Consider the following 22075-nt stretch of genomic DNA (forward strand, 5'->3'; position numbering starts at 1 on the left):
GGATTCTCGGTTCAAATTCAACACTGATGGTCTAAAGAGAAGTCGCCTTCGCTACTGGCGACCAAGTGCCTGCAACTCGTCAACAGCCGACGTCGCGCTTGGATCAGCTAGCCGGACTTCCGCAAGCGGCGTTTCCCAGTGATCTGCCTGTAGGGCTGGCCAGTACTCCTCGGGCGTCTGAGATCGCGTTCGCACCATGACCGCGACCACGGATGCGACCCCTCGTTGGAGATGCGTCGCATCTATGCTTGCGGCCAGCCGGCCAACGATTTGTCCAGAGGTCGAATGGACGAATCGTCCTTTCACCTCGACTACATCTCCGATCCGCAAAGCGGCGATTGCGCGATGAATTGGCTGCGCCAACGACGCGCGTCCAGCAAATCCAATGTCCATGCTTGCCGGCCCCAGCATGACGTATTGGCGCTCAAGATCCGCGCGGTGCTTTGGCCGGGCGCGCGGCAGCTGATCCTGTACTCCATCTATGGTCCCAAGATCAACGAGATAGGGGTTGCGTCCACCCTCTGCGCGCATCAAGCTCAGCGACTGTCGAGCGCGCGTCATGGTCACGTAGAGAAGTCGTCGTTCATCTTCTTCATCCCAGCGCCAGTCGGCGCAGTCCATCACGATGACGTGGTCAAACTCCAGACCCTTGGCAGCATGTGCAGTCATCAGCTTGATGGCGCTGTCGCGGCCATCCCGCCGCATTTCGCCAGCAGCTTCGTAGAAAAGGTCCAGCGCTTCGGCTGCGGGAACGATGTCTGCTTGCAGCGAGGAGGCGACGTCATCGACGATGTCTAGGAGATCCAGTAGCGCGGCGTTTCTGGGCTGAGCGCGCTGCAGATAGGTCAGGGATCTGCGAAGGGCGCTGAGGCGCACCATACGCAACTGGCGCCGCCGCAGTGCCTGGGCCAACGCCCAGCCTTCGCGGGTCCGCATCAGCGCGATCTGTCCTTTGGCCGCTTCTGGACCGGTGACTTCGCAGGGCAGTCCTTCGACATCGCAGATGGCCCTCATCTTTTCTAAAGGGGCGTGCGTGCGGCAGAGCACAGCGATCTCTGAGAGCTTGACCGTCGGATCGATGCACCGGATGCGCTCGATCTCTGCGTGGACCAGTTGGGCCTGAAGGTTTGGGGCAGCTGGGCTGGTGATCAACCGTACGGCGCCGCGGCCTTCCTTGTCGAGCGCTGCCCAGCGGCCGCCCGGCAGATCATCCTTGCGTCTCTCGTCGATCCGGATCGGGTGATCGACCTTCATGCGGTCGGCGCCGCGCTGGATCACGTGGTTGGCGGCCGAGATGATGTTCTGGGTGGAGCGGAAGTTCTCCACCAGGTAGGTGAGGTCGCCCTCATAGTCGGCCCGAAAACGCCGAATGAACTCGATGTTCGCGCCTTTGAAGGAGTAGATGTTCTGGTCATCGTCTCCCACGGCCATGATGCTCAGCTTGGTGTCGGCGTCCGCTCGCCGGCGACCGGCAAGGGCGCTGACCAGGGCGTACTGCTGCGCGTCGATGTCCTGGTACTCGTCAACAAAGATGTATTCGTAGCCTTGCAGTAGGCGATCGCGGACTTCGTCCGCGTCGATCAGCGCCGAGCTCTTGCCTTCGAGCAGGTCGATGGCGTCCTGCAGCATCTTCTTGAAGTCGACGTTGCTGGAGGTGCGTTCGGCGCCCGCCAAGCTGGTCCCCGTCAAGCGCAGCGCCATGGCGTGATAGGTCATGACCAATACGCCCCGTGCGTCGTCTCCGGCGAGCGTTAAAAGTCGGCGGCGCAGCTGGACGGCCGCGCCTCGGTTGTAGGCCAGCGCGATGATGCGCCCCGGGTTCACGCGCTGCACTCGCAGCAAGTAGGCGATGCGGTGCACTATCACCCGCGTTTTGCCGGATCCCGGTCCCGCCAAGACCAAGTGATTCCCCGTCCGCGGTTGTGTGACCAGGGCCTCCTGTACGGGATGCTGCAGGTCATCAACGATGCGCTGGTAGGACTCGTCGGTGGTCTTTCGCTCCAGAAGGTCAGTGCGTCCCCGGAAGAATTCCTTGATGAATTGCTTGTGCGGCAGTGTGAAGTACGCTTTGACCAGGTCGAGCGCTTTCGCCGGATCTTCCGCGCCCAGCTTGGCGTACTCGTGCATGACGTGCGTCTGCAGCGTCCGCTCCTTGTAGAACTCTTCCAGGGGCGCGAACGAGGCTTGACTGAATCGCCGGGACGTGTCCTCTTCCATCTGGATGGTCATCGCCGAGCGGAAAACGGATCGCCCTTTGTCCAGCTCGAGCACACGGGTCTGGTGAAGGTAGAGCAGCGCATTCTCCAGCGCTACGTCGGGCTCGCGCAGCTGGGTCTTGAGAACGAGGTCGTCGGACAGTGCATCGATCAGTGCCTGGGCCTTGCACTCCACCAGGCATGCGCCTTTGACTCCGTCTGGGACCTCTGCAAGTAGCCGCGTGAGGGTGACTTGGGCAACGGCACGGCGCAGCTCGCAGATTCTGCGAATCTGAGACCAAGGGCGACGCAAGGTAACGCGCAGGGTGTCATCACCCAGTGACTGCAGCTGGATCATGCTGCGTTTGTCGTTACCAGAGCCGAATCCGTCGGCCATGGATCGCAAGCAGGCTCGGACCTGCGTAGGATCGAGATGCCCCTTCTCGTCGTCGAGGTTCAGACGGCTGCGCAGTTCGGTGCAGACCGCTCGAAGATTCAGATGTTGTTGCGCATCGTCCTGGTCGGCGTCTGGGGCGTTCTCCGCCATGAGTTCGACCAGCTCCTTCTCCATGGCACTCAGATATTCCAGACGGGAGACGGACGCGCCCCTGACGCCACGCATCAAGCGCACCGTCAGTCCGAGATCGTTGACCAGGATGCCCAGCTTGGCCAACTGGTGCACGATGCGGAAGCATTCCTCAGGTCGGATGCCCGCATCGAGCATGAGCTCGTCGGTGCTCAGCCCCTCAGGGGTCTCGGAGCGGAACAAGGCTGTGGCGACGGCGAGGAATTTCTGCCGCACATTGGCAGAGAAATCCGCCTTGGCGATGCGTTCCTTGGCCTCCTGCAGTGAGGTCACCCGAAGACTTGCAGGGAAGACTTTGGTGGCGTTCTCATTGCGCGTCAAGAAGCCGTGGCGCTCCAGCCACGACAAAGCGGTGGTGACCTTGGTCGATGCGTCAGGGGCATCGAGCTCGATGCTGGTACCGACGCTTTGCGCAAGCAGTTCTTTTGCAGAGATGACGATCTCACCTTTGCCCAGCTTCTTGGCCTGGAATCGCAAGGCGCGGAGCAGTCCGATGAAGTCTCGCTGGGACAACTGAGACGTGGAGGAGAGGCGGAATTGGGTCTCCACGTCCTTCGGGTCGAACAACAGGACGCATTTGGCTTCGTTCCCATCGCGCCCAGCTCTGCCGGCCTCTTGAAGGTAGTTCTCCAGCGAGCCGGGGATTTCGGCGTGGATCACCAGCCGGACATTGGGCTTGTCCACCCCCATGCCGAAGGCATTGGTGGCGGCGATCACCTGCAGTTCGCCGTCGAGAAAGCGACGCTGCGTCTCCTTGCGCAGATCGGCGGAAAGACCACCGTGATAACAGGCGCACGCCACGCCTTGTTGCGTGACGATCTGTGCGATGGTCTCCGCGCTCCTGCGTGTGGCGCAGAAGACCACGGCGGCATCTTCGCGCCGTAAGCCATCTCGCAGCAGTTCCACGATGCGCTGTGGCTTCTCGCCTCCCGAGGTGGGTACAACGGCATAGGACAGGTTCGTGCGCTCGTGGCCGCCGAGGAATGTCTTCAGTTCGACCTGAAGGCCTTCCTGAAAGTGGTCGCACAGGTCCTCGATGACGTCCGGCTTGGCGGTGGCGGTGAAGCAGGCGATCGGTGCCTGTCCGGGAAATTGTTCCCGGATGAAGCGCGAGACGTACAGATAGTCCGTGCGAAAGTCGTGGCCCCACTTGGAGAGACAGTGGGCTTCGTCGAAGACCCAGGCCGCGATCTCCCGAACACGGATGGCTTCAACAAAGGTTTTGCTTCGGAACTGCTCGGGTGAGACGAGCACGATGCCGACGTCACCGAGGCGAATGCGGTCCAGCACATCACGCCGTTCCAGTGGGGTCAGCATTCCGTTGACGGTCGCCGCGCACTGGATGTCGGCCTTCATCAGATTGTCCACCTGGTCGCGCATCAGCGACTGCAGCGGCGAGATGACGATGGTCAGCCGGCCTGAGCGGCGGTAGTGGACGAGGGCAGGGAGTTGGTAGCAAATGGATTTGCCGCCGCCGGTTGGCAGGACGGCCAACAGGCTCTCGCGCGTTAGCCCAGCACTGACGATTGCGCGTTGCAGCGATGAGCCGTCGGTGGTCGTCGGCTGTGCCCGGAAGCTTGGCTTGCCGAACAAGGAGGACAGCAGCGCTTCGGGGTTGTGGTTCTCGCGGCAGTAGGGACAGTTGGTCTGACCGCAGTCGATCTCTCGTAGCTCTGCGATCAATTGCCTCACGGCGGGAAGTTCGTGGAACACCCAGTGGGGGAGGGTGGAGTTGCCTCCCGCAACGCGGATCCAGCCCAGGGCAAACGCGACCGACCAAGGGTCGTGGCCGTCGAAGGACGTCACGATTTCGGCAACCAGTGCCTCCAGACGGGTGGCGCAGCAACGATCCGCAAACCGGCTGGCAACGATGGGGCCGATCGCCTCGCGAGCGGGTGTGGTCTCCTCGCGCACCTGGGCCAGCAATGTCGCCATGCTTTCGTCGTTGCGCAGCAGGAAGTGCAGCACGGTGAGCCACCAGGGCTCTTGATCGTTCGTCTCCAGTAGGGCTTCGACGGCCTCTTCGAACACGTTGAGTGCGACCCGGGCGTCTTTGGTGGGGTTGTTGCGCTCGTCCGAGAGCAGCTTGTAGCCTTTCACCAGTCGGTGATAGGGGTTGCTAGGGAAGGCGAGGGCGGACAACTCGAGCGTGTCCAGCACGGGCCATTGCAGGCACTCCAACTGCGGCAGCTGGGCGCGCATCAGAGGAATGTCGTGGCGCTTGAGGTTATGGCCCAGCAGTACTTGACCGTCACGGGCAAAGCTGTTGAGGGCTGTCGCTACTGACGCTGCTTTGGCTGGGGAACAGGTGCTGCGGAAGGTGTCCTGTCCGTCGGACCTGACGGCGCCGACGGCGAAGATCTGGTCGTCCTTTTCAGGGTGGGCTTCGACGTCGACGGAAACAATTCGACCCTCGGCGGCGATGCGCCGAGCACGTGCGCGAAAGGAGTCGAGTACAGGCGTTTCCAATGAAGGCCAAGCGAACCGCAGCAAGTGTGACAGAAGGCCGTTGTAACATAAAGTGTTTCATGTGCGCGATTCGGTCATCTCTTTTACTGTGATCCATTGCCTCTGCACCGATGTTTGTTCCGCTGAAACGGATGTCTAAAACCCTGATGGCTGTTGAACTCTCGCGCCTCCAAAGTCCAGCGGCCATTCAGGCCGCATTGGATGAGTTTTCTCGGCTGGGCCGGACGACATTTCTGGCGCGATACGGGTTTGGAAAGTCCCGTGACTTTCTGGTGCGCGATGGAAAAACAGGGCAGCTGTGCGACTCCAAAGCCATCGTCGGGGCCGCGTTTGGTTATCAATTTCCTGACGAGGGGCCGCTCAAGCCGGCTGATTTTTCCGGTGGGGAGGCCACCGTCGTTCCCAAGTTGCAGCATCTCGGCTTCGATGTCGTGCGTATCGGTGAGGACTGGACCTCGGACGAGGTGCAGGCCACGGTCGCTTCGTACTTCGAGATGCTCCAAATGGAGGCTGCGCAGCAGCGCTACATCAAGACGGAGTTCAATGCGCAGCTTCGCCAGCAGCTGCGCGGGCGCAGCAAAGGTTCGGTTGAGCTGAAGTATCAAAATATCAGCGCCGTTTTGCACGACCTGGAGCTGCCTTTCATCCGTGGCTATAAGCCTCGTAGCAACGCTCAACTTCTGTTGCGGCAGGCGGTCCAGCAGTTCGTCCTGGATCGGCCGAGCCTGGTATCCCAGGTTGTGGACGCGATGGAGGATGTCAAGACGCCTGACCAGCAGGCCTTTCATGCCTCCTTGGTCGAACCGCCTGCCGTCGAAACGGTGGTGCAGCTAGCGAAAGAGGGGTCTAAGGTCAGACTTCCCCGCAAAACGAACTGGGCCCAGCGTGATGAAGCCAACCGAAATCTTGGTCGCGCCGGTGAGCAGTGGGTCATCGGGTTCGAGCAGCGGCGACTCATCGACGCGGGGTATCCGGAGCTTTTCCAGCAGTTGGACTGGGTCTCAGATCGGCTTGGCGACGGGATCGGCTACGACATCCTCTCGCACGAGCGGCCCGGCGAGCACCGTTTCATTGAGGTCAAGACCACGAACGGTGGCCATGCCTCCGCTTTCATCATCAGTCGGAACGAGCTGGATTTTGCGGACGAGGCAGAGGATGCCTTCCATCTCTACCGTGTCTTCCAGTTCCGCGAGGAGCCGAAGCTCTACATTCTCAAGGGGCGACTGGCAGACCAGCTTCACCTGGAGCCCATCGACTATCGGGCGTCGTTTCGGCGCTTGATGGGGTGACGTGAAATGACGACCAAGTCTTGTCCATTCTGTTCGCTGCCGGCGGAGCGGGTCTTGGGGCAGAACGCCCATGCGCTCTGGATCCGCGACGGCTTTCCCGTGTCGCCGGGGCACAGCTTGGTTATCCCCAAACGGCACATCGGGTCGTTCTTCGAGACTAGCCCGCAGGAGCGCGCAGGGTTGTTGGAGTTGCTGGATCAAGCCCAGGCGGCAGCAGGTGCTGAATTTCATCCGGATGGATTCAACATCGGGATCAACGACGGTGCCGCCGCGGGCCAGACAGTGCCGCACCTTCACATCCATCTCATCCCCCGCTTCCGGGGCGATCAGCCGGACCCCCGAGGTGGAGTGCGCTGGGTGATCCCAGACAAAGCCGACTACTGGAGTTCACGCAATTGATGGCGAACGCGCCCCCTTCTGCAGAGCAGCAACTGGCATTTTTGACCAAGCTGCAGCGCCTCTTCGCTGAGGGCGATTTCACGGCGACCTACAAGTTTGCGCTGCTGATCGCGCTTTCAGACCTTGCCGTGGAGCTGGGAGCAGACGATGGGGGCGAGTTGCCATTGGCGACTCGGCAGATCGCCGAGCGATTCGTTCAGCAGTATTGGCGGCAAGCACTGCCTTATTGCGCCGACCAGATCCATGCGACACCGGGAGTGCTGGCTCAGAATCTGGGAGCGCAGGCGGCCGTGCTCACGGCTATCGAGGAGTTTCGATCGACCTCGAGTTCGACGACGTTACAGCAAGCGCGGGGTGAAGTCGGCTATGGGCCCTTGCTGTCGAAGGTGGCCGCAGTTGTTTCCGCGCAGCCTCTAACTTACCTGCAGAACTTCGGCGGTATGACCGACCCGTTCCTTTATGAGAGGCCAGGTCGAGGCATCGTGGTCCTCAGGCCGGGTATCGCGTACTGCTTGCGCCGGTTTCATCCCCTTGTCCAGCAACTGGCCCGCAATCACTGGGTGGGGCACATCAAAGCCAATCGCCGGAACCATGCCATCTTGGGCGACGCCGGGGACTTGGAGGATTTCCTCTTTGGTATCTCTCGGCAGTCACTCGCCATTATCGGTGCCGGCCTGCGGAAGTTGGATGGCTCGCGGTGCTTCTACTGCGGGCAAGGGCTGCAGGAGGCCGATGTTGATCACTTCGTTCCGTTCGCTTTGTATCCGCGTGACCTCGCCCACAACTTTGTGTTGGCGCATCCCCAGTGCAATCGGAGCAAGTCCGACTCTTTGGCGAGCAAAGGTCATCTGGAGCGATGGCTGGAGCGGTTGACGACGAAGTCGGCACCGCTCGGTGAGATTGGGATGGCCGCAGGTGTAGCGACAGACGACAAAACCGCACATCGCGTCGCGGCCTGGGGATATGCCAATGCGCACGCGGCGCAGGGAAGGGCTTGGATCAAGGCCTCGGACTACGAAATGGTTGGTTCCGACTATCTAGCGCAGTTGACTCCCAGATGATCTCTCTGGTTTGTTCGGATTAGCCCGTTTGGCAAGAGGAAAGAAAGAATGTCTCACATCCCGGTGACAGACACGATCGCCCACGCGCTTATGCAGCTTGTGGACGATTCGAACAACAACGGCGTCTACCGAGAGCCTTCGCACGCCGACATCGAGTTTCACGTCAACCAGGCGGGCCTTGCGGAGCATGACCCCAAGCAGCAGGGGCAGATGATTGGAAAGGCGAAGCGCGTGCGCGCCGTTCTCTACGCGGTTATGGACTCAAACCCGGTTGCGGCAAGCCGGTTCACTTCCGGTTTGCTCGCGAAGGTGCGCGCGTGCGGCGGATTCCGAGAGGCGTCTACCAACTATGTGGGTCGCGAGGCGATTGACAATGCGAAGGCAGCCTTCGACGCGGAAGGTTTTGTATTGGCCGACGACGGCACGCTGTCGCCCAAGGTGCTCTCCTCTTTGCGCGGTGTTGCGCTCACCGATGCGTTGGCCGCCTATGCCCGACGTGCCCAAAAAGGCGCCGAGGATGCTGCCCTGATCGCGGGAGCCGGAAAGGACTTGATGGAAGCCACGGCCGCCCATGTCCTCGAAACGCTGCAAGGAAGATATCCGAGCGGTGCCAACTTCCAGTCACTGCTCGGCATGGCCTTCATAGCCCTGGACCTCGCCGTCCCGGAGATGCTTGAGCAGCCCGGCGAGCCGGCGGTCAAGTCGATGGAGCGGGGGCTGTTCCTCTCGGCCTTGGGCGTCAATCGAGTTCGCAACAAGCAGGGCTCTGGCCATGGCCGGCCATGGTTGCCGACACTCGCTGATGAGGAGGCCAAGGCCGCCATTGAAGTTGTGGGAACAGTTTCCGCCTACTTGTTATCGAAGCTCGCAAAGCGCGAGCGCCGCGTTCCGCAGTCCTGAACAATCAGCGCAGTCTGCGAGGCATAAAACGGGGGGCATGGCAGATGACTGAAACACCACTCCTGTCGCGACCCAATTCACCTCTTGCACTGCAACATGACGATTGAAGAGTTTTACTCCGCGCCTCGCGGGACTTACGGGAATGCTTTGCTGAACTGGAGCAACCATGCCGCCAGCGATGTGGTCTCCTATGCGGTGAGTTATCGGAATGCAGCTCACGGCCTGATCGCCGGTTACGAACGCAGGGATGTTGGTGATATTGACTACGGTGCCTGCCCCGTCATCTTTCTCTTTCGCCATGCGATCGAGCTCTACCTCAAGGGGATGGTGTACCGCTTGGCCAGGCTCAGTGTCGACGATCAGGAGCTTCGCCAGGTATTGCCAAGACTGTGGAGAGAGCATTCGCTTATGAAGCTGCTGGGCATGGCTCAGCCCGTCCTTGCCGCTATGAGAGACAGGCTTCCCCTTGCTCTGCGAGCTATCGACGAGGACGAACTGCAGTTCCTGTCCGATCTGGATCGAGTCGATCCTGGCTCGTACTCATTTCGCTACCCCGTGGCTTCCACGGGTGGGTCTGCGCTGCAGGGGCTGTTCATGACGAACATCTTTGTGTTCGCCCAGATGGCGGACCGGACATTGGACTCGCTCAATGCGATCTGTCGGCATCTCATCATCGAAGTGCATGCCCTTGAGCCGCAGATGCGCCTGAATCTCGGGACCATGGATTCACGGCAAAGGGGCTGACGACCGCCTGTCAAACGGGTCAGTGGTTGAGCGGTGGTTATCGTACGGGGCGGTATTGGCGTAGCCTGACGTCCGGACCCGGAGGTGCACCGGTCTTCGCTGAGCGCGAGGCGTCCTTTCTCGCCTCGATCCAGGCCTCGACCTCTTCCAAATCCCAGACGACACAGCGTGCGGTGAGCCGGAAGCGCTGCGGAAATTCGCCGCGCTGCTCCATCTCATAGATCGTGGTCTCGGCCAGGGGAACGATCTGGTGCAGTTCGCGTCGACGAATGGTGCGGCGAAAGGGCAAGGGCGGCTTCGAGAGAAATTGGGGTGTTTCGTCATAGTCCGTCGTGCCAGGGGTCGGCAAGGGCGAATGTCTGCCCAGAGGGGGCGGTGAGGGTGTCGGCATGGCATTGACCGTGAGCGGATCTGTTGTCGCTCATGGTGGCTACCGAAAGCGATCAGCACAACCTGTTGGAGCGCAGCCCGGAGTAGGGCGCAGTTGATCGGATTCCCATGCGCATAGTCGCTTTGATGGCGATATTCACTGAGCAGCGAGTCTTTGCCGAATCCAGGCTTCGCGGCGCATTGACGTGCCGGAGTTTTCACGCAGCCTCGACCCACAGCGGACTCCGCTGCTGAGCTGTGCGCGAGAGCCAGTGAAGCGTGCCAGGAACGGTGGCGGCCGTTTCTCTCCAGCGGCGGTGGTTTTAGATCAAAGGGCGGTTCTGATCAATCTGCCATTCATAGATGGCGACGGCTTCGACCACTCGAACCTTTTCTGAAGCCTTCAACGCGCGCCCGATCTGGCGCTCCATGTCGTGCAGCATGGTCGGGTTGTCTTTAGACTGCTTCAACAGAAGCTCAGCTTTCATCGTCCTGATGTTTGTCACCTTGATGTACAGCTTTTCGGCAGAGCGCGAGGTTTGCCCATCGACCAGGGCGACGTCGGTCGGCTTCAGATGGCCGTATTGAGTGCCGAGACCGTAAAGAGTGACCTCCTGGCGTCCGTGCTGCAACATCGAACGCGTCGCCTCATCAATCGCCAGGGATTGGCCGGTGTGGATTGTGCCGAATCCGGGTACGGAGAACTTGTCGGGAAAGATAGTCTTACGGGTCAGCCCCTCCAGCGAAGCGTGCGTGTGCTGATTGATTTCCAGACATTCGTAGTAGCCGGAGAAAGGGCCGCGCTTCGGGTCGTACAACACATAGATGTGCGGCATCTTGAAGTCGCCGTCACCCTTGTCGTCGATGTACTCGATATTGTCGAAACGGATCAGCTCGCGGTGGACCCATATCGCACGGCTGGCCCGTGGCAACAACTCCCAGAAGCCCTTGACTGCGAGGCGCTGCGCTTGTAGCTGTTGCTCCAGGGCCTCTTGGTGGTCCATGGGGAATGGGTCTTCGTCTACAACCTTTGTGTAGTCCCACTCCCTGCTGTCGCGATCAAAGTAAGCGAAATGCCTGGCTACCGTCACGACCAAGCCGCGTGGGTCGAACGAGTGCACCTTGTATTCCTTCCATCGGGGATTCCTGTCGAAGTCCGGGTAGTCATCCTCGAATGGATAGTTTTCATCGCTCAGGTCGCGGACAAGGATGTGCCCGGTTGGTTGTTCACCCAATACCCGCATTAGCTTGTTCTTGGCCAATACCGTAGAGCGAACGGAAGCGGCTTTGGATCGCCGCTTGGTCACCAGTGAGATGCCGAAGAACGCGAACAGGATGTGATCGTTCTTTGGCTGGAAGAGCATGTCCTCAAGCTCGCCAGCGCCCCACAGATAGAACTCCATAACTCCGCGGGATCGAAGCTCCTCGCGGAAGCGATCATGCGCAGCCTTGGAGAAGTGCACGGGCGCTGCCAGGATGTAGCCATAGGGCGACATCTGTGCCGTCACCGCATCCGAAATGATCGTGGCAACCTTCTTGGGTCCCACTTCCTTTTCGCGCTTGCACTGAATCATCCAGAGGTTGCCCTCCATCGGATGGGGTGCATCCTCCGCGTCTACCTCGTCTTCGGTAAAGGCCGTTGGCGTTCTCACCTCCTCGAATGCTCGGACATCGAATCCATCGTCAGCGCCGCCACGACCCGTGGACTCGATCGACTTCCATGACCGGAAGTCGTAGGCGAGCTGGCGAACCAAGTCCTCAAAGCGGTGAGGATCGAGGTCCTCGAAATGGATCGGTCCGACGGTTCGCGTGACGTGTGGTTTCCCCATGGGCCTTTGCCTTCCATTGTTGTTTAGCGAATCTAACTCACGGTCGTACGACAGGGGCAAGTGACGCCTTATGGCCGGGAAGCAGGGCTAAGGTCTGGTCGCCCGCGCTTTGCCAGCCATTGCGTTGCACTCAACCTCACGCCCCTGGCTCACGGGCCTGGCGCTTACGAACCCGAACCAGGGGATCACGAAGTTCCGAAGCGCGCGATCAGCGCCGGCCGAGTGGCGTGGTTCCATGTGCCCGACATGTGCAGCGCTGGATGGCGCAGCTTTGGCACTCACGGGCTGCGCATGCTGCGCACTTGGCGAAAGGGCAAGGTGAATGGTGGGGCGTGGCGGCTTGCTGTTCCCTTCATCGTGCCACGGCGTGCTCGCCGTGCAAGGGCTGCGCGCCGTTGGCGCTTGCGTCCTGGCGGCCGTCGTGGACCCTTGACGGCTTGCGCTGCACCGTGACCCGGAGGGGGTGGGCAATTCCGCCCGGCATCCTTCAGGAGTTCACCATGAACAACGCACTCATCACCCACGAGCAGCGCGCGCTGCTGCTGTCCAACGGCTGCGCATCGCTGCGGGACCCAGACTTCGATCCCGTGCCCGTGGTCAAACTGTTCACGCCCGATGCGAGCGCGACCTGGCTGTTGGGGGCCATTGATCCCGACGACCATGACCGTGCCTATGGGTTGTGCGATCTGGGTCTGGGGCTGCCTGAATTGGGCTATCTCAGCCTGGAAGAGCTGGTGGGCCTTCGCGGTCGGATCGGCCTGCCGGTCGAGCGGGATCTGTACTTCCGCGCAGACAGGCGCTTGAGCGCCTATGCGCGCGATGCGCGGCTGGCGGGGCGGGTCATGGTCTGATTCTGCCGCGGTGTCGTGGGGCGCCCTACGCCTTCTCTCGGCCCTGGTGCGTTCACCAGGGCTTCCAGCGCCGGTGGGCCGTCTGCGGCAGAACGCCCAGCAGGCGCACCTGCGGCAAGGTCTGGGATACGTCGTTCCTGGGGAAGCGCCGGCGGACTTCGCATTCCAGTTCGTGCGCGAAGCCGCGCGCGTCTTTCTCACCGCGCAGTGCCCGTTGCCGCCATTCCCTGGCCTGGGCCATCAGTTCATCGTCCGTTAGTTCGCGTAAGTCCATGGCAAGTGTCATTGTGCCGATGCCGGGACCTGCTGTGATCGTGGGGGATTGTGCTGCGGGGATTCGGGCGTCCCCGGCCCCCTGGGAAATGGCCGGTCGCGCTCTCGTGCTGGCGCATCGAGCCGCCTGCGGCGTCTCGCCCCCTTCGGGCTTCGATCGTCCCCTCACTCCGTTCGGCTGACGCCTCCGGCCCGGCTTCCAGCTTCGGGCCTGCGCGCTTCGCTTGCCGTGCGGTCGGCGTGTGGAAGGGCCGTTGCCTTGTCCAGCCGTCTCCCCTGACTTCATCACCTTGTCCGCGACTGTAGCCCGCGGACGGGGGCCGTCAAGGCGCGCAGGGCCGTGTCCTCGGCTGCGCCTGCGGGCCGCACCAATCCTGCGCTTGTCTCCTTGACGGCCCCCGTCCACGGGCTCCATTTCGTCGCGGGCGATGAACTCAGGAAAGACGGTGGCAACAGGGCCAACCGGGTTCCTCGTGCCGGCCGCACCGAACAGCCACAAGGCTGGGCTCCGAATCTAGGAATCCGGTGTGCGGTTTTCTTCAACAGCCAAGTCAGGAGAAAGACATGCTCGCATCCCGTTTTGCAAACCATTCCTCCGCGCTGCGTTCCGACTATCCCCTAACGGATGACCAGATCCGGCGCGTGGCCCCGTCCATCTTCGCGGACGCACCGCATGAGAGCCGTTCCGAGCGGTACGCCTACATCCCCACCGCCACGGTCTTGACCGAGCTTCGCAAGGAAGGCTTCCAGCCCTTCATGGTGTGCCAGACCCGCGTGCGCAACGAGGGGCGGCGCGAGCACACGAAACACCTACTGCGCCTGCGTCATGCCAGCCAGATCAACGGCGCGGAGGCCAATGAAATTGTGCTGCTGAACTCGCACGATGGCACGAGCAGTTATCAGATGCTGGCTGGTCAGTTCAGATTTATCTGTGCCAATGGGCTGGTGTGCGGCGACACCTTTGCCGATGTGCGCGTGCCCCACAAAGGCGACGTGGCGGGCCAAGTCATCGAGGGGGCCTATCAGGTATTGAGCGGCTTTGAGCGCGTGAAAGAGTCGCGTGACCTGATGCGCGGCATCACCTTGGACGATGGCGAATCGGAAGTGTTCGCCCGTGCCGCGCTGGCCCTCAAGTACGACGACCCGGACAAGCCCGCGCCTGTCACGGAAAGCCAAATTCTGATGCCGCGCCGGTTTGAGGATCGACGCCCCGACCTGTGGAGCGTGTTCAACCGCACGCAGGAAAACCTGACCAAAGGCGGATTGCATGGCCGCGCCGCCAATGGCCGCAGGCAGCAGACCCGCCCCGTGCAGGGCATTGATTCCGACATTCGCCTGAACCGCGCCCTGTGGCTGCTGGCCGATGGCATGCGCCAGCTCAAGGCCTGACCGTTCCCCCGTCGGAGGGGCGGTTTCCCCTCCATCCCCTTGTTTCACTCGATTAGAGATACACCATGAACGCCATCACTCAAACCGAAGCCCGCGCCGTCAACACCGCAGCCAGCAGCGCCGCCAATGTGCTGCAAGCCGCCGACCCGAGCAAGCACATGATCCTGGTGCCGCTGTCGCGGCTGGTGCTGCGCCCCACGGGCCGCAACGTGCGCAAGACCGTCCCGCGCATGTCCATCCCCGAGCTGGCCGCGAGCATCCAGCGCGTGGGCCTACTGCAAAACCTGATCGTGATTCCCTCCAGCGATGACCAGCATTACGAGGTGGTGGCTGGGGGCCGCAGGCTGGCCGCGTTGAAGCTGCTGGCAAAGAAGCACCGCATCGCCAAGGATTGGAACGTGCCTTGCCTGCAGGTGGCCGATGGCACGGCCCGCACCGCCAGCCTCACGGAAAACGTGCAGCGCGAAGCCATGCACCCGGCAGACCAGTTTGAAGCCTTTGCGGCCTTGGTGGCCGAAGGCCGACCCATCGAGGACATTGCGGCGGATTTTTCCGTTACGCCGCTGGTGGTGCAGCGCCGCTTGAAGCTGGCAAATGTCTCGCCGCGCCTGATGGCCGACTATCGCGCCGATGCCGTGAGCCTTGACCAGTTGATGGCCCTGGCCGGGACGGATGACCATGCGGCGCAGGAAGCCGCCTACTACGACGCCCCGCAATGGCAGCGCCACCCCTCGCACTTGCGCGAACGTCTGACGGAGCGCGAGATTGACGCCTACCGGCATCCGCTGGTGCGCTTCGTCGGACTCGACGCCTACGAGCAGGCAGGCGGCGGCATCCGCCGTGACCTGTTCGCGGAAGGTGATGCGGGCGTGTATCTGACCGATGCCGCGCTGCTGGAGCGGCTGGCGCAGGACAAGCTGGCGGGCATCGCCGCCGAGGTAAAGGCCGAGGGCTGGGCCTGGGCCGATGCCACGCCGAGCGTGACCCATGCCGACCTGCACGCCTTCCAGCGTGCGCCGAGGGAGCGGCGCGAACCCAACAAGCGCGAAGCGCAGCGCATCGAGAAGCTGCAAGCCAAGATGCAGGAGGTGGCCGAAGCCATTGATGCCGCGACGGATGCCGAAGACGAGGACAAGGCCGATGCCTTGCAGGAGGAAGGCGAAGCCCTGGGCGAGCAGTTGCAGGCGCTGGAAGAAGGCTTGCAGGGGTACGACGCGAACGTGAAGGCCGCAGCCGGTGCCATCGTCACCATCGACCGCAACGGCGAGGCCGTGATTCATCGCGGGCTGCTGCGCGAGGCCGAGGCCAAAGCATTGCGCACGCTGGAAAAGCTGCGCCAAGGTTTCACCGACCCGGACGCCGCGAACGATGACGAAGGCGAGGAAGACGAGCAGCCCAAGGCCGCAACGATTTCCGACCGACTGACCCAGCGCCTGAGCGCCCACCGCACCGCCGCGCTGCAAATCGAGGTGGCCCAGCATCCGCAGGTGGCGCTGGCCGCGCTGGTGCATGGCATGGTGCAGACCGTCTTGCAGGGCCGCTATTACGGCCACGATATGCCGCTGGGCGTGGGCCTGAAAGTGCAAGATCGGCTGGACGGCATGGCCCCGGACTGGCCCGAGTCGCCCGCCGCCGTGGCCTTGCGCGAACTGCAAGAGGCGTGGGGCGGCAAGCTGCCCGAGGACAGCGCCGAACTGTTCGCCACGCTGCTGGCGATGGAGCAAGGCGAACTGGTCATACTGCTGGCCGTTTGCGTGGCTTCGACGGTGGACGTGGTGACGCCGCGCGCCACGGCGCAGCAGCCCGGCGCGGAACTGGCGCAGGCCGTGGGCCTCGACATGGGCGCATGGTGGCAACCTACGGCGGAAGGCTATTTCAAGCACGTTCCGAAGCCGGCGGTTTTGCAAGCCGTGGGCGAGTTCGCGCCCGACAGCGTCCACCGGCTGGCAAAGCTCAAGAAGGCCGACATTGCCAGCGAGGCCGAGCGGTTGGTGAGCGGCACGGGCTGGATGCCTGCGATCTTCAAGGCCGAAGGCCAGGAAGCCGCGCCGGAAGAATCGCAGGCGCAGGACGCCCCGGAGAATACCGAGGCAATGGCGGATGAACCCGCCGAGGCATTGGCCGTTTGACCCATGCCGAAGGCAAGCGCCCCCGGCCGGGGCGCTTTGCCGCAGGGAGCCGAACCATGCCCACCATCAACACCACCAACCGCCCGCGCATGGCGGCGATCTACGCCCCCGGCACCGTGCGCGCCCGCCGCTGGCACGGCGATGGCGACGTGCGCGGCTACCGCCCGCCCTCGGGCTGGACGGCCCGCGCCGACCTCACCGACATTCACCCCATCGCGGGCCGCGCCTTGCAGCGCGCCGTGTGGTGGATCATCGAGACGAAGGAATAACCACCGTCGGCACTGCGCCCAGGCCGTTCCGCCCTGGGCGCAGTGAACTTAAAAATCCGGGCGCGGCGGTGGCCGCGCCCGGTGTCAAACCACGACCCACAGTCACCCCACGGCCGCCTTCGCTGGAATTCCAGCGACGTTGACATGCGCGGCCGATATTCCAGACAGCGACAGCACCTTGCTTCTGCCGCTCACTCATGCGGCATAGTGCATGCATGTGCAACTGGCCAGGGGAAATTCTGGGCCTATCGAGCCTTCTATCGGATATGTGCTTGCAGTTCTGAATGGACTGAAATTCGATATCTGATCGGAGCACACCGCCGTCATTTGGGAGAGAGGAATGAAAGATATCAAGCAGGTTCGCTTCGAGGCGCTTGCTGCGTACTGCCGGCAGCCAGGCGCACTCATTGCGGCAGAGGAGGTGCGATGGCTTGAGGCATACGACGAGGAGGTGCTGGTCGTTGTGATTCGGGACATCACGGATGGCGACTACTCGGCGATGCTCCTTGCGCGAGATCTCAAGGAGCGCTATCGCTGGGTCGAGATGACGAAGTTCTTCGAGACGATGGGCGAGGCTTTGGCTATGGCGCCTGCACTTGTCGAGAAGATTCACAATGACTTCGGAAGACAGCGAGCGCAGGGCGACGAGAAGGGCAAGCCCGTTGATTTCTTCACCCCCATCGTGGCGGAAGCAAAGCTCAATCGCGATTTCGCGACCATCAGATCGCTTGAGGGCTACTCACCCGCCGTTGAGTTGATGAAACCCATGATGCGCTGGTATGAGGACGCGGACGGCAATTTCGTTGAGCAGTTTCAGACAACTGGCTTCGACAGCAGACTGTGGGAGTTGTACCTGTTCGCCGCGCTGGTCGAGTCCGGCTACATCTTTGACAAGACGTTCGCCATGCCGGACTTTTGCGCAAGAAGTGCCTTCGGTGAGTTTTGTATTGAAGCCACCACCGTGAATCCCAGTCGCACTCCCGCCGGCGAACTTGTGCCGCCTCCGCCTCTGGATACGAATGAGCAGATACAGGAATTTCAGAGGCAGTACATGCCTATCCGATATGCGGGACCGCTGACCGCCAAACTCGGCAAGAAATACTGGGAAAAGGAGAACGTCAAGGATCGTCCGCTCGTATTCGCCATCCAGGACTTCCACGCTCCTAACTCCATGGTCATGAGCAGGACGGCGCTACCTATCTACCTGTACGGAAGGGTGTGGGACTGGCATAAGGATGCCGAGGACAAACTCGTCATCACCCCAACGAAGATCGCAACCCATGTCTGGGGGCCGAAGACCGTGGCATCCGGCTTCTTTGCGTTGCCTGGTGCAGAGAACATCAGCGCTGTGATTTCCAACGCAAGTGCCACCATCTCCAAGTTCAACCGCATGGGAGTCCTTGCGGGCTTTGGTTCCAATCGTGTCCAACTGGTACGCGAAGGGACTGCCGCCAACCGTGATCCGAACTCGGAGCTGCCGACGACCTTTATTCACAATGTGAACTCTCCTGACTACAGTGAGACTTGGATGGAGGGAATGGACGTGTATCACAATCCAAATGCTGCGTACCCACTGCGCCCTGAAATGCTTCCGGGGGCTGCGCACCACTGGCTGCGGGGCGACGGACAACTTGTGTCGCGCGTCCCCGAGTGGCAACCATTCGGCTCCGTTACTCTGATTTCAGTCAAAGAATAGAACCGAGGCGAATCGCGACCGAGAGTTGCCCCTCGTAGGTCAACTCATCGAGCAACAGGTTTGACCTGCTGTGAGGGGCAGCATGGGCCGTTCTCTGGCGTCGTGCTCCCTGTGGCTTTTGATACGGCGCCCAAGATGATTGAGCGTGTCGGTGCGATGCACCGCCGGGCTTTCGGGCTGCGCCCCGTGCCGACTTCGCCGTCACGGCCATCCGGCTTCAATCCACTCACATCTTCGCGCCTGCGGCGCTGCGCGCTCCGCTTGCCTCCAGGGGAAAGCCTTACGGGCTATCCCCGCCGCGCGCAGCTTGGCGCCCCTCGAATACCGCCGAACCGGCGTTGCCGGATCGGCCGGGCCAGCGCCCCCGCCGCAACCGGCAGGGCGTGACGGGTACGCCGAGGCTTGCTGCGGCAGGTTGTGCGAATGCGCGCCGTCCTCAACGCTGGCGGTTCTTGCCCATCACGTCACGAAGGACGGTTCATGGACATCCCGCCCGGCATCGCTATGGAGCTTCCACGCCACGCCTCAAGACTGGCACCGCAAAGTTCGGCAGGGGCTTTCGCGCCTGTCGTTGGGGTCTTGACCTGGCCCGCGTTTGGGAGCGAGCCGGTGCAGCCTTCGTGCGGGGATGCCGAGTCGGCCCCATCTCCTTTTGGAGCGGTTCGGCCCAAGGCGTCCTTGTGTTGTTGTGAATCCTGGCGGTGGCGCGGCTGCGCCTCGGGCTTCATGGCTGCAACCGTCCGGCGAAAACAATTTCCCCTGCGCTGCGCGCATTCCTCGCGGGCCAAATTCTTTTCGCCTCCCGGCTCTCCACTGCGTTTCGACCGCAAGCGGTGCAGCCCGCCCGTCCCCCGCCGACCGGATCACAACAAGGACGCGATGGGCGCGAACCTTGTTCAACCAAAAGGAGTTTCATCATGGCCAACATCGGCAGCTTCACCGCAGACAAAGACGGCTTCACCGGCACGCTTCGCACCCTGATGCTCAACGTCAAGCTCAAGCTGGTGCCCAACGACAAGGGGGACAACGAGAAAGCCCCGGACTTCCGCGTCCAGGCCGCCAGCCACGACATCGGCGCGGCATGGAAGAAGACCAGCGAGGCCGGCCGGAGCTACGTATCGGTGACCCTCGACGATCCTTCGTTCCCGGCCACGGTCTATGCCCGCCTGATCGAAGGCGAGGACGGCACGCACGACCTGATCTGGTCGCGCAGCAAGCCCCAGGCGGCCTGACGGCCGCCGCGCCCCGCCCTTTGCGGCGGGGCGCAGTGCTGTTTATGTAGTGCTGCTCAGGGGCAAGGCCAGGAGATGTCTGGCCCGCCATAAATCGCCTGGCGGCAGGTTCGCGATTTGAGTTTTCAGATGTAGATGCGGGCGGGTCGGTGCTGCGCACCACGGGGCTTTGCGGGCTGCGCCCCGTGCCACCTGCGGCGTCACGGCCATTCGGCTTCAATCCCTCCCGCCTTCGCGCCTGCGGCGCTGCGCGCTTCGCTTGCCTCCGGGGGAAAGCCCTGCGGGCTATCCCCGCCGCGCAGAGCTTGGCGCCCCTCGACACCCCGAACCGGCTGAGCCGGATCGGCCATGCCAGCGCCAGCGCGCTATGGCCTGTCACTCTTTTTCGCCACAGTCTCCAACTCCTGGCGCACCTGCGCCAGAAGCTGATCGGCCTGCTGCAGGTTGTCGCCCGCATAAGCCAGCGTCAGCAGCGTGAGCGGATGCACTTCCATGACTTCGCACAGCTCGGCCAGCTTGCTCAACGTGGGGCTCTTCAGGTCGCGCTCCAGCGTGCTCATGTAGGTGCGGCTGGACACGTCAGAGAACGCTTCCTGGCTCAATCCACGCGCTTTCCTGATGGTCTTTAGTGCCTCCGACAATGTATGTTTTGCTGCCAACCCTGGATCTCCCCAAAATCCAAGATGACAGTCGATTGCGCCCTATAGGGCTACAATCTATAGTGTTCATTCATGCTGGCCTGCCGCTTCTGTGCTTTTACGGAAATCCGTAGCTGCGGTTTTGGACGGAAGCGCAAAGCCGCTTCCGTGGCTTTCCTTAAACCCGCCGATACGGTTTTGCGGTTTCGCGCTTCGGCGGTTTTGTGCGAATGAGGGGGTGCCCATGAACAGGCTCATCACCGAGGACGAGCACAAGCAACTGCTGGAATACGGCCGGGTCCGGGCCGCTGGCCAAGTCATCGACCCGCTGCCCGTGGTGCGGTTGTTCACCCCGGACGCGCACGCCACCTGGCTGCTGGTGTCGCTCGACCCCGCCGATGGCGACACGGCCTATGGCCTGATCGACCTGGGGTTGGGGATGCCCGAGCTGGGTGAGATCAAGCTGTCCGACCTCGCTTCCATCGTCGGGCCGCGCCAGCAGCCCGTGATGCGGGACCGGTATTTCCGGGCGGTGCGCCCGTTGTCGGAATACCTGCGGCTGGCCCAGGAGAACGGTTCCGTCCTCGATTGAGCCGCTCGCGCCACGGCCAAGCCGGGCGCATTGAGACTATTTCGGTCTTGCTCCAGACCTGTTAGGTCTTAGTCCGCACTGTTGCACCAAACCAGTGCTGCCCTGACGCAAACGGTCATGACGCCGGCCGCGCCATGAGGCACGGTGGATATCGCAGGAGGCCGCATTTCCTCGCGCGCCACCGTCGCATTCAGACGATCCACGCAATCCATCGGATGCTTTTCGTCTTGACACGCAAGTTACTAATCTACCAGCTTATTCACGATTGGATGCTAGTTCGATGCGGTGACGTTTGCATGTGAACCCTGTGACGGCAGTCCTGCTCTACGGGAGTTTTCGTCATGGCCGAGCCGCACCACCTCGCGCACTGGTATCCGACCGCCGCCTACCTCTACGTCCTGTGCTTGGACACGCTCGCGCTGGCCTGGGAGTACCTGCGCCGCCATCCCGACTACCGGCTCGACTGGCTGCGCCATGCAAGCCGCCCAGATGCTGCGCACCACTGGGGCTTGCGTCTGCTGGAAGACCCGGCCCTGGATGCGCGTGAGGCGCATCCAGCCTGGCTCCCCGGCCATGAGGCCGTGGTGCAGCTCTACCCCGACGCCGATCCGCCGCAGGATGCCGCTACCTTCGCCTTCTGGCGCATCCCCGGCCACAAGCAACTGCTCCACGACGGCAAGGGGCTGGCGCTGACCGCGCGCAGCCCCGGCCATTGCCTGCGCTTCTCGCTGGCGCCTGGCGTGGAGGACGGGATGGCCGTGGCCCATACCTATCGTGGCCGTGGGGCCACGCATGTGCTTGACACGCCTGCGCCGATGGCACGGCCCAGGCCGCCCCCTGCAGCGCTGCGGGAGCTGCACACCTTGCAGGCGCTCGACGCGACCCTGGCGGGCGCGTCCTTGCGCGAGGTGGCGGAGGGCTTGTTCGGTACCGATGCCGTGGCCGGTTGGTACAGCGACGGCGGCCTGCGCTCCAAAGTGCGCCGCCTGGTACGGCGCGGCGATGCACTGATGCGCGGCGGCTATCGCGCCTTAGCACACCTCCCACCGCTTGAGAAGGGTCGTTTTGAAGGGGACGCAAAACGACCCTGAGCAGGAGCGCTTCGTTTTCTGAGACTGCCTCCATCCGGTTGCGCTGTGTGGCCGGAGCCCTGCAACCGATGGAG

18 protein-coding genes are annotated in these 22075 nt (G+C 62.3%); 13 read left to right on the forward strand and 5 right to left on the reverse strand.

Features of this window, described 5'->3' with window-relative positions; genetic code table 11:
• Positions 1 to 51 precede the first annotated feature (51 nt).
• Positions 52 to 5250 (reverse strand): RecQ family ATP-dependent DNA helicase, encoded by a 5199-nt coding sequence (locus ACS5NL_RS16315; RefSeq protein WP_216845952.1) that lies wholly within the window; start codon positions 5248 to 5250, stop codon positions 52 to 54.
• A 131-nt stretch (positions 5251 to 5381) separates the two neighbouring features.
• Between ACS5NL_RS16315 and ACS5NL_RS16320 the strand changes: the two genes are divergently transcribed.
• The 5 genes from ACS5NL_RS16320 to ACS5NL_RS16340 all read left to right on the forward strand — a co-directional run bounded on the left by ACS5NL_RS16320 (position 5382) and on the right by ACS5NL_RS16340 (position 9643).
• A complete protein-coding gene (locus tag ACS5NL_RS16320; protein WP_015014629.1) occupies positions 5382 to 6539 on the forward strand; it encodes a protein NO VEIN domain-containing protein in 1158 nt (385 codons plus the stop codon).
• A 6-nt stretch (positions 6540 to 6545) separates the two neighbouring features.
• Complete coding sequence (locus ACS5NL_RS16325; protein WP_015014628.1) at positions 6546 to 6938, forward strand: HIT family protein; 393 nt, start codon at positions 6546 to 6548, stop codon at positions 6936 to 6938.
• Positions 6938 to 7999 (forward strand): HNH endonuclease, encoded by a 1062-nt coding sequence (locus ACS5NL_RS16330; RefSeq protein WP_015014627.1) that lies wholly within the window; start codon positions 6938 to 6940, stop codon positions 7997 to 7999. Before ACS5NL_RS16325 ends, ACS5NL_RS16330 begins: the two co-directional genes overlap by 1 nt.
• 48 nt (positions 8000 to 8047) lie before the next feature.
• On the forward strand, positions 8048 to 8899 hold the full coding sequence (locus ACS5NL_RS16335) for an abortive infection family protein (protein ID WP_015014626.1): 852 nt from the start codon (positions 8048 to 8050) through the stop codon (positions 8897 to 8899).
• Positions 8900 to 8995: 96 nt separating this feature from the next.
• Positions 8996 to 9643: a hypothetical protein gene (locus ACS5NL_RS16340; RefSeq protein ID WP_015014625.1), complete on the forward strand. Its 648-nt coding sequence runs from the start codon at positions 8996 to 8998 to the stop codon at positions 9641 to 9643.
• A gap of 37 nt (positions 9644 to 9680) precedes the next feature.
• On the opposite strand, the gene ACS5NL_RS16345 is transcribed toward ACS5NL_RS16340, so the two are convergent.
• Positions 9681 to 10034 (reverse strand): helix-turn-helix transcriptional regulator, encoded by a 354-nt coding sequence (locus tag ACS5NL_RS16345; protein ID WP_015014624.1) that lies wholly within the window; start codon positions 10032 to 10034, stop codon positions 9681 to 9683.
• A 301-nt stretch (positions 10035 to 10335) separates the two neighbouring features.
• Complete coding sequence (locus tag ACS5NL_RS16350; RefSeq protein ID WP_142145387.1) at positions 10336 to 11841, reverse strand: PDDEXK family nuclease; 1506 nt, start codon at positions 11839 to 11841, stop codon at positions 10336 to 10338.
• A 500-nt stretch (positions 11842 to 12341) separates the two neighbouring features.
• Between ACS5NL_RS16350 and ACS5NL_RS16355 the strand changes: the two genes are divergently transcribed.
• A complete protein-coding gene (locus ACS5NL_RS16355; RefSeq protein WP_015014622.1) occupies positions 12342 to 12692 on the forward strand; it encodes a DUF2958 domain-containing protein in 351 nt (116 codons plus the stop codon).
• 52 nt (positions 12693 to 12744) lie between these two features.
• Here the strand turns inward: ACS5NL_RS16355 and ACS5NL_RS16360 are convergent, their stop codons facing one another.
• Positions 12745 to 12966, reverse strand: a complete 222-nt coding sequence (locus ACS5NL_RS16360) for a hypothetical protein (RefSeq protein ID WP_015014621.1) — start codon at positions 12964 to 12966, stop codon at positions 12745 to 12747.
• Between the two features lie 563 nt (positions 12967 to 13529).
• Here ACS5NL_RS16360 and ACS5NL_RS16365 point away from each other — a divergent pair.
• The 5 genes from ACS5NL_RS16365 to ACS5NL_RS16385 all read left to right on the forward strand — a co-directional run bounded on the left by ACS5NL_RS16365 (position 13530) and on the right by ACS5NL_RS16385 (position 19680).
• Positions 13530 to 14354: a DUF932 domain-containing protein gene (locus ACS5NL_RS16365; RefSeq protein WP_015014620.1), complete on the forward strand. Its 825-nt coding sequence runs from the start codon at positions 13530 to 13532 to the stop codon at positions 14352 to 14354.
• A gap of 65 nt (positions 14355 to 14419) precedes the next feature.
• Positions 14420 to 16483, forward strand: a complete 2064-nt coding sequence (locus ACS5NL_RS16370) for a ParB/RepB/Spo0J family partition protein (RefSeq protein WP_015014619.1) — start codon at positions 14420 to 14422, stop codon at positions 16481 to 16483.
• A gap of 56 nt (positions 16484 to 16539) precedes the next feature.
• Positions 16540 to 16752, forward strand: coding sequence for a hypothetical protein (locus ACS5NL_RS16375; protein WP_043566623.1), 213 nt, complete (start codon positions 16540 to 16542; stop codon positions 16750 to 16752).
• 340 nt (positions 16753 to 17092) lie between these two features.
• Positions 17093 to 18448 (forward strand): hypothetical protein, encoded by a 1356-nt coding sequence (locus ACS5NL_RS16380; RefSeq protein ID WP_015014617.1) that lies wholly within the window; start codon positions 17093 to 17095, stop codon positions 18446 to 18448.
• 917 nt (positions 18449 to 19365) lie between these two features.
• On the forward strand, positions 19366 to 19680 hold the full coding sequence (locus ACS5NL_RS16385) for a DUF736 domain-containing protein (protein ID WP_015014616.1): 315 nt from the start codon (positions 19366 to 19368) through the stop codon (positions 19678 to 19680).
• A gap of 365 nt (positions 19681 to 20045) precedes the next feature.
• Here ACS5NL_RS16385 and ACS5NL_RS16390 read toward each other — a convergent pair whose 3' ends face one another.
• Positions 20046 to 20339, reverse strand: a complete 294-nt coding sequence (locus ACS5NL_RS16390) for a helix-turn-helix domain-containing protein (protein ID WP_015014615.1) — start codon at positions 20337 to 20339, stop codon at positions 20046 to 20048.
• Between the two features lie 223 nt (positions 20340 to 20562).
• Between ACS5NL_RS16390 and ACS5NL_RS16395 the strand changes: the two genes are divergently transcribed.
• On the forward strand, positions 20563 to 20910 hold the full coding sequence (locus ACS5NL_RS16395) for a DUF2958 domain-containing protein (RefSeq protein ID WP_015014614.1): 348 nt from the start codon (positions 20563 to 20565) through the stop codon (positions 20908 to 20910).
• Between the two features lie 341 nt (positions 20911 to 21251).
• Positions 21252 to 22001 carry a DUF2285 domain-containing protein gene (locus ACS5NL_RS16400; RefSeq protein WP_015014613.1) on the forward strand — a complete coding sequence of 250 codons (750 nt, stop codon included), beginning with the start codon at positions 21252 to 21254 and terminating at the stop codon, positions 21999 to 22001.
• Positions 22002 to 22075 lie beyond the last annotated feature (74 nt).

Origin of the sequence: Hydrogenophaga sedimenti (assembly GCF_051857515.1) — a bacterium.
Taxonomy (GTDB): domain Bacteria; phylum Pseudomonadota; class Gammaproteobacteria; order Burkholderiales; family Burkholderiaceae_C; genus Hydrogenophaga.

Excerpts from the sequence above, each read along its gene's own strand:
- ACS5NL_RS16320 (WP_015014629.1), top strand. The coding sequence starts at position 5,382 with ATGTCTAAAACCCTGATGGCTGTTGAACTCTCGCGCCTCCAAAGTCCA.
- ACS5NL_RS16325 (WP_015014628.1), top strand. The coding sequence starts at position 6,546 with ATGACGACCAAGTCTTGTCCATTCTGTTCGCTGCCGGCGGAGCGGGTC.
- ACS5NL_RS16330 (WP_015014627.1), top strand. The coding sequence starts at position 6,938 with ATGGCGAACGCGCCCCCTTCTGCAGAGCAGCAACTGGCATTTTTGACC.
- ACS5NL_RS16335 (WP_015014626.1), top strand. The coding sequence starts at position 8,048 with ATGTCTCACATCCCGGTGACAGACACGATCGCCCACGCGCTTATGCAG.
- ACS5NL_RS16340 (WP_015014625.1), top strand. The coding sequence starts at position 8,996 with ATGACGATTGAAGAGTTTTACTCCGCGCCTCGCGGGACTTACGGGAAT.
- ACS5NL_RS16345 (WP_015014624.1), bottom strand. The coding sequence starts at position 10,034 with ATGCCGACACCCTCACCGCCCCCTCTGGGCAGACATTCGCCCTTGCCG.
- ACS5NL_RS16350 (WP_142145387.1), bottom strand. The coding sequence starts at position 11,841 with ATGGGGAAACCACACGTCACGCGAACCGTCGGACCGATCCATTTCGAG.
- ACS5NL_RS16355 (WP_015014622.1), top strand. The coding sequence starts at position 12,342 with ATGAACAACGCACTCATCACCCACGAGCAGCGCGCGCTGCTGCTGTCC.
- ACS5NL_RS16360 (WP_015014621.1), bottom strand. The coding sequence starts at position 12,966 with ATGGACTTACGCGAACTAACGGACGATGAACTGATGGCCCAGGCCAGG.
- ACS5NL_RS16365 (WP_015014620.1), top strand. The coding sequence starts at position 13,530 with ATGCTCGCATCCCGTTTTGCAAACCATTCCTCCGCGCTGCGTTCCGAC.
- ACS5NL_RS16370 (WP_015014619.1), top strand. The coding sequence starts at position 14,420 with ATGAACGCCATCACTCAAACCGAAGCCCGCGCCGTCAACACCGCAGCC.
- ACS5NL_RS16375 (WP_043566623.1), top strand. The coding sequence starts at position 16,540 with ATGCCCACCATCAACACCACCAACCGCCCGCGCATGGCGGCGATCTAC.
- ACS5NL_RS16380 (WP_015014617.1), top strand. The coding sequence starts at position 17,093 with ATGAAAGATATCAAGCAGGTTCGCTTCGAGGCGCTTGCTGCGTACTGC.
- ACS5NL_RS16385 (WP_015014616.1), top strand. The coding sequence starts at position 19,366 with ATGGCCAACATCGGCAGCTTCACCGCAGACAAAGACGGCTTCACCGGC.
- ACS5NL_RS16395 (WP_015014614.1), top strand. The coding sequence starts at position 20,563 with ATGAACAGGCTCATCACCGAGGACGAGCACAAGCAACTGCTGGAATAC.
- ACS5NL_RS16400 (WP_015014613.1), top strand. The coding sequence starts at position 21,252 with ATGGCCGAGCCGCACCACCTCGCGCACTGGTATCCGACCGCCGCCTAC.